Annotated in this window: 7 protein-coding genes and 2 tRNA genes; 3 read left to right on the top strand and 6 right to left on the bottom strand. The window is 73.0% G+C overall.

What is annotated here, in order from left to right; genetic code table 11:
- Together ABZ914_RS41990 and ABZ914_RS41985 are read left to right on the top strand one after the other, a co-directional pair.
- A partial coding sequence (locus ABZ914_RS41990; RefSeq protein WP_500200275.1) for an RlpA-like double-psi beta-barrel domain-containing protein occupies positions 1 to 438 on the top strand: 438 nt, incomplete at its 5' end.
- Positions 439 to 647: 209 nt separating this feature from the next.
- Positions 648 to 2744 carry a nuclease-related domain-containing DEAD/DEAH box helicase gene (locus tag ABZ914_RS41985; protein WP_500200273.1) on the top strand — a complete coding sequence of 699 codons (2097 nt, stop codon included), beginning with the start codon at positions 648 to 650 and terminating at the stop codon, positions 2742 to 2744.
- A gap of 175 nt (positions 2745 to 2919) precedes the next feature.
- On the opposite strand, the gene ABZ914_RS41980 is transcribed toward ABZ914_RS41985, so the two are convergent.
- From ABZ914_RS41980 to ABZ914_RS41955, 6 genes are all read right to left on the bottom strand, one after another.
- Positions 2920 to 2992, bottom strand: a tRNA-Lys gene (locus ABZ914_RS41980).
- A gap of 83 nt (positions 2993 to 3075) precedes the next feature.
- On the bottom strand, positions 3076 to 3648 hold the full coding sequence (locus tag ABZ914_RS41975; RefSeq protein ID WP_190866522.1) for a response regulator transcription factor: 573 nt from the start codon (positions 3646 to 3648) through the stop codon (positions 3076 to 3078).
- A gap of 129 nt (positions 3649 to 3777) precedes the next feature.
- A complete protein-coding gene (locus tag ABZ914_RS41970; protein ID WP_500200271.1) occupies positions 3778 to 4596 on the bottom strand; it encodes a hypothetical protein in 819 nt (272 codons plus the stop codon).
- 68 nt (positions 4597 to 4664) lie between these two features.
- Positions 4665 to 4740 (bottom strand) — tRNA-His (locus ABZ914_RS41965).
- A 70-nt stretch (positions 4741 to 4810) separates the two neighbouring features.
- Positions 4811 to 5407: an oligoribonuclease gene (gene orn, locus ABZ914_RS41960; RefSeq protein ID WP_500200269.1), complete on the bottom strand. Its 597-nt coding sequence runs from the start codon at positions 5405 to 5407 to the stop codon at positions 4811 to 4813.
- Positions 5408 to 5450: 43 nt separating this feature from the next.
- The gene (locus ABZ914_RS41955; protein WP_500200267.1) at positions 5451 to 6092 is read right to left on the bottom strand and encodes a pyridoxamine 5'-phosphate oxidase family protein; all 642 of its coding nucleotides are present in this window, start codon (positions 6090 to 6092) and stop codon (positions 5451 to 5453) included.
- A 117-nt stretch (positions 6093 to 6209) separates the two neighbouring features.
- On the opposite strand from ABZ914_RS41955, the gene ABZ914_RS41950 reads away from it, so the two are divergent.
- Positions 6210 to 6503: GntR family transcriptional regulator (locus ABZ914_RS41950; RefSeq protein WP_500200277.1), on the top strand; the 294-nt coding region annotated here is incomplete at its 3' end.

The raw sequence follows: 6503 nt of genomic DNA, 5'->3' as shown, positions 1-6503 counted from the left end.
GGCCACACCACCGGCAAGAGCAAGGCCAAGGCCGCGCCCAAGACCCGCGCCGTGCTGTCGGGCAGCACCACCGCGTCCTACTTCTGGGACGACGGATCGGGCGTCAACGGCGACACCGGCGCCCCCGCCAGCGGCAAGCCCATGCAGAAGGGCATGTTCGCCAGCCCCAGCTGGCCGATGAACACCAAGGTGAAGGTCACCTACCAGGGCCGCAGCGTCACCGGCTTCGTCGGCGACCGCGGACCCGGCGAGCCCTCCCACCGCGGCGTCATGCTCGACCTGGACACCTACACCTTCCGCCACCTGGTCGACGGCAAGAAGCCCACCAGCAAGTACGACACCGGCACCTCCGCCGGCCACCTCAAGGGCGTCAAGTACCAGGTCCTGTCCTGGGGCCACGGCGCCGGCACCAAGGGCACCCCCAAGCCCCTCGGATGACCCGGCCCAACAAGTGACCCCTAACTAGACGCCCCCCAGCTCCCCCCGGCATCCCCCCACACGCGAACCCCGCTCCCGTCCCCGGACGAGAGCGGGGTTCGTCGCGTCCGGAGGGGGTCGTGACCCCGTGGCGTCTGACGACAATTGCCGCTGATCGGGGAAGAGCGTAACTTCTTGGCGGGATCCGGATGCCGAGCGAAGGCGGGGCGATGGCGGCAGGCGGTTCGGCCGGGGAACGGGGACGGCGCGCCCGCGAGCAGGCGCTCGAACTGGCCCGGCGCTCCCGGGAGGCCTACCGGCTGGCCGGGCGCTGGCAGGCCGCCGCCGAGGCCGAGCGGGCGGTCGCCGCCACGCTCGTCGGGCTGACCGCGGTCGGCTGGCGGCTGCTCGTGGACCGCCGCTGGCCGGGGACGCGGGCGGCGAACATCGACATGATCCTCATCGGTCCCGGCGGCGTGTTCGTCATCGACGTGAAGCGCTGGCATGACCGCCCGGTCGTCAGCGACGGGCGGCTGGCCGCCGGGGGCGTGCCCCGGGACGAGGAGATCCGCAAGCTGCTGGCGATGACGCGGACCGCCGAGGAGGAGGTGGCGGCGCTGGGGCTGTCGCCGGTCGCGCTGGTCCCGGTCATGGCGTTCGCCGGGCACCGCCTCGACACGCGGGTGGGGCGGGTCCGGCTGCTCGGCCATCCCGACCTCGTCCACGCGCTGGTCGCCGAGCCGAAGCGGCTGACGCCCGCGCTGGTGGGGGTCGTCGCCGCGCACCTGGCGGAGGCGTTCCCCGCCTACGAGCCCGCCGCGCTCAAGGACGGCGGCACCGGCGGCGGCCCCGGTCTCGAGGACGACGGCGCGGCCCTGTTCGCGACCGAAGAGGTCGAGAAGGCCGCCCTGGAGTCGCTCCTGCACGCGCCCATCGAGCGGTGGATGACGTTCCTGCACCCGGACCAGGTGGCGATCGCCCGCCGCGACTGGAGCGGGCCCGCGCGCATCAGCGGTCCGGCGGGGACGGGCAAGACCGTCGTCGGGCTGCACCGGGCGGCCCATCTCGCCGGGCGCGGCCGCGACCGCGTCCTCTACGTCACGTTCGTCAACAACCTGCCGCGCGTGCAGCGGCGGCTCTTCGAGCGGATGGCCGGCGTGTTCGCCGACCGCGTCGAGTTCTCCAGCCTGCACGGCTGGGCGACGGCGTTCCTCGCCGAGCGCGGCGCCGAGGTGCCGCTCAACGCGGCCCGCGCGGACGACGCCTTCTCGCGCGCCTGGCTGACCATCGGCCGTGACAGCGCCCTCGCCGAAATCGACCCGATGCCGGGGTACTGGCGCGAGGAGATCGACCACGTCATCAAGGGGCGCGGGCTGACCTCCCTGGAGGAGTACCGGACGGTGGCCCGGCACGGCCGCCGGACCGCGCTCCAGCCCGTGCACCGGGAGGCCGCCTGGCTCCTTTACGAGGAGTACGAGATGCTGCGCGAGGAGCGCGGCGTCTGCGACTTCAACGACGTCCTGCTGGCGGCCCTGGCGGAGCTGAAGGAGCGGCCCGCCGATCCGCCGTACTCGGCCGTCATCGTGGACGAGGTGCAGGACCTCACGCTCGTCGGCGTGAAGCTGCTGCACGCGCTGGCGGGCGACGGCCCGAACGGGCTGCTGCTGATCGGCGACGGGCAGCAGGCGGTGTATCCGGGCGGGTTCCGGCTCGCCGACGCCGGCATCGCGGTCAAGGGCCGGGGCGCGGTCCTGCGCACCAACTACCGGAACGCGGCGGCGATCCTCGAGGCGGCGATGGACCTGGTGTCCGGCGACCCCTTCGACGATCTGGACGGCCCGAGCCCGAACGGCCGCCGGGCCGTCGACCTCACCTACCACGAGGGGCGGGTCGTCCGGGTGGAGGCCGGGGACGAGGAGGAGCACGACCGCGGGCTGGTCGAGGCGCTCCGGGCGCTGGCGGACGAGGAGCCGGACGGCTCCGGGCCGTGGGCGGGCGCGGTGGTGCTGTGCCCGTCGCGCCGGGAGATCGGCCGCTACGACCGGCTCCTGACCCGCGCGGGCATCCCGGTGGTGCGGCTGGAGAGCTACGACGGGCGGCCGGTCGAGGCGGTGAAGCTCGGAACCTACCGCCGGGCCAAGGGGCTGGAGTTCAAGCACGTCTTCCTGCCGCACCACGACGCCGCCCTCACCGCGGCGGACGCGGGTACCGCGGACGCGGCGGCTCGGGAGCGAGCCGAACTGGCCCGCCGGCAGCTCTTCGTCGCCATGACGCGTGCCCGTGACCTGCTCTGGCTGGGGTCGGTCGCCGGCGGCGGCGCCCGCTGAACGCGCCGCGCCCGAGGCGCCGTCCCGGCGCACCGGAGTCTTCATAGGAACGGCGAAAGCGGCGACTCCGCACGGGGATCGCCGCCTCCGGCGCCTGGCCGGATTGCCCAGGGCCCGGGAAATGAAAAGGCCCTCCGGGTGCGAGCCTTGCTCGCGACCATGGAGGGCCAGCGCGTGCGCCGTCAGGGACTTGAACCCCGAACCCGCGGATTAAGAGTCCGCTGCTCTGCCAATTGAGCTAACGGCGCTTGTCTTGAGGGCCTCCGGCCTTGGCCGGTGTCCCTGGCGACAGGAAGAACAGTAGCAGGACCCGCGGACCAGTGCGAATCGGTTACTCCCTGCCCGGCAGGACGCTCACGATGCCCCGCCACAGCGCGATCGCGGTGGCGCGGGAGCTGACGCCGAGCTTGCCGTAGATGCGGTTGACGTGGTTCTTCACCGTCTTCTCGCTGAGGAACAGCTGCCGGGCGATCTCGCCGTTGGAGCGGCCGGTGGCGATCAGGTCCATCACCTCGGCCTCGCGCGCCGACAGGCCCAGCGAGACCCGGTTGGCGTCGCGGACGCTGCGGATGAGGTCGTGGACGGTGAACGCGCCGGGCACGAGGTGCCCGCAGGCGCCGCCGCGGATCGCCGTCTCGACGGCGGGGCCGTCGTCGGGTGAGGCCAGCACGAACACCCGGGACGAGCGGCTGAGCGGGGTCGCGTGGTGCGCGGCGCCGGCGTCCAGCAGCACGATGTCGGGCCGCAGCCGCTCCGCCAGCGGCACGGCCGCCGCCGCGTCGTGGGTCTCGGCCACGACCTGCAGCTCGCTGCTGCCGTCGAGCAGGGAGATCACATCCGCCCGCACGTGGGCGTCGCCGTCCACCACCAGTACGCGCAGTGGGGCGGTCTCATCGACACTCATCCGTCGCCCTTGGGGTGTCGTTGGCGTTTATAAGGACGGAGCATAACCGTCCGATCATCCTGAGCCAACGAACGAGCACGCGCGCCGTCCAGGCGAATGCCCCGGTCCGCCGGGATCGGGGCCCTGGAATCAGGGCGCGGGGGCCGTCTCGGGGCCGTTGAAGCAGAACCGGGGCGGCACGGTCGCGAGGGGCGCCTCGTCGGTGGGCTCGCCGATCCGGACGCCTTCGCGTGCCGCCATCGCCGTCACCGCCGGCAGGTGGTCGTCGTTGACGACCGGGACGCGTCGGCCGGACGGTTCGCCCTGGCCGGCGGGCAGTCCGGGCAGGACGGCGTCCCGCGTGACGCCCGCGCGGGCGGCGACGTCCAGCGCCTCGCGGGCGTCGCTTCCGTGCAGGTCCAGTGAGGCGAGCAGCGCCTCGACGGCGGCCCGGTCCACGGTGCCGTCGGTCACCGCGCGCATCAGGTTCCCGTGGGCCTCCGCCGAGGGGGAGCCGTCCTCGCCGATGATCCCGTCCAGGCTCACGGCGTCGTCGGCGAGGATGATCGGCAGGCCGTCGTCGACGTCCCCGGGGATCGGGGCACCGGCCCAGGAGCCGTCCCACCAGCGCAGGAACGCCACGGACCAGCCCTCCTTCACCAGGAGGCCCTGGAGCCACTCCCAGGGCAGCCAGGCCGGGCCGCCGGCGAGCAGGTCGGCGGGCAGGTCCTGGATGTGCGTGTCCGGGTAGTCGTTGTCGTAGCCGTACAGCACGGCGCGGCCGCCTTCGACCCACCTCAGCGCCCAGTAGCCGTTCCCGATGTCCTCGGTGCGCAGGCCGCCGCCGTCCACGTGGAGCTTTCCGGCGCAGTCGTCGAGGTAGGGGGCGAGCATGGCCTTGACGACGCCGCGGGCCCAGAGCTCGGCGGGCGGCGGGACGTCCGTGCGGACCGACGGGTCGTAGGACATGGCGATCTCCTTGCGTGGGGGGAAAGGAAGAAGCCCTGGCCGTCACGACGGCCAGGGCTTCTCTCGCCTGGGGTGAGTGAGGGGACTTGAACCCCCGACATCTTGGACCACAACCAAGTGCTCTGCCAGCTGAGCTACACCCACCGTGGCCGGAATCGCTTCCGGCTCCCAGTAGTGTAGCGGCTCCCGGGGAGTGGGTCAGCCGCGGAGGGCGTCAGCCGGCCGAGATGTCCGCGGCGAGCGAGCGGGCCGTCTCGGAGTCGGGGCCGGGCTGCGGGACGAACACGGCGGCACGGTAGTAGCGCAGCTCCTGGATGCTCTCGGTGATGTCGGCGAGGGCGCGGTGCCCGCCCTTCTTCTCCGGGCTGGCGAAGTAGACCCGCGGGTACCAGCGGCGGGCCAGCTCCTTGATGGAGGAGACGTCCACCATGCGGTAGTGCAGGTGGGCGTCCAGGGCGGGCATGTCGCGGGCCAGGAAGGACCGGTCGGTGGCGATGGAGTTGCCGCAGAGCGGGGCCTTCTTGGCGTCCTTGACGTGGGACCGCACGTAGTTCAGCACGATCTCCTCGGCCTCCGGCAGCGTGATGCCGCCCGGGAGCTCCTCCAGCAGGCCGGACGTGGTGTGCATGTCGCGGACGACCTTGGTCATCTGCGCGACGGACTCCGGCGGCGGCTTGATGATCACGTCGACGCCCTCGTCCAGGATGTTCAGCTCGCTGTCGGTGACCAGAGCGGCTATCTCGATGAGCGCGTCGGCGCGCAGGTCGAGTCCCGTCATTTCGCAGTCGATCCACACGAGCCGCTCGTTCATGGGGTTCACCCTACGACCATGGACGACTGCGCGGGGCATCGAGTTACCGGGCGGCGATGTGCGCGGGGACGGAAATGCCCGGGGCGAGGGCCGGGTCGGGGACGGGGGCGCCGAACGCCTGCCGGACGGGCAGGACGCCGGCCCAGACGGGGAGGGCGTAGTCCTCGTCCTCGTCGCCGGGCGGGCCCTGGCGGACCTTGACCGACGCCTCGTCGAGCGGGAGCGCGAGGACGGCGACGCCGGCGAGCTCCTTGCGGGTGGGCTGCCGGGCGGCGTCCCACTGGCCGGGGGCGAGCTGCTCGGTGATGACGCGGAGCGCGGCGCGCTTCTCGTCGTCGCCGGTCACCGGGGACGGGACGCCGTAGACCATCGCGCTGCGGTAGTTGATCGAGTGGTGGAAGAGCGAGCGGGCGAGGACGAGGCCGTCGAGGTGGGTGACGGTGACGCAGACCTCCTGGGACGGCGCCGTCATCATGCTGGACGCGCCGGTGGAGCCGTGCACGTAGAGGGTGTCGCCCAGGCGGCCGTAGCAGGTGGGGACGACGCGTGGCGTGCCGTTCACGACCACGCCGAGGTGGCAGATCAGACCGGCGTCGAGGATCTCGTAGAGGACGGCCCGGTCGGACGTGGAGCGTTCCGGGTAGCGGCCGAGGCTGGTGCGGGGCGTGGCGGAAAGCGGCTTCATGTCCGTTTACGCTAGGACGTGAGTGGCCTGGTCAGTAGAGCCACTTGGAACGGAAAGCCGGAGACCACTTTGTCGATCGATCTGCCGCTCACCATCGACCGCGCCGCGGCCCAGCCGATGAACGCCCAGCTCGTCGGGCAGTTGCGGGCCGCGATGCGGGAGGGGCGGCTGGCCGCGGGGGAGCGGCTGCCCGCGAGCCGGGCGCTGGCCGCGCTGCTGGGCGTCAGCCGGACGGTGGTGACGGAGGCGTACGAGCAGCTGTACGCGGAGGGCTGGCTGGAGGGCCGGCACGGGTCCGGGACGTACGTGACGGACGGCGTCGCGGCCGATCCGGCGCCGGGCCGGGAGCCGCCGCGCGGCCTGGCCGGGCGGTTCCGCAGGCCCGCCCGGCCGGGCGTGGTCGACCTGCGG

Source organism: Spirillospora sp. NPDC046719, from assembly GCF_040645715.1.
GTDB lineage: Bacteria > Actinomycetota > Actinomycetes > Streptosporangiales > Streptosporangiaceae > Spirillospora.
The sequence above is the reverse complement of the archived record's forward strand: the minus strand, read 5'-3'. Positions and strand labels throughout refer to the sequence as shown.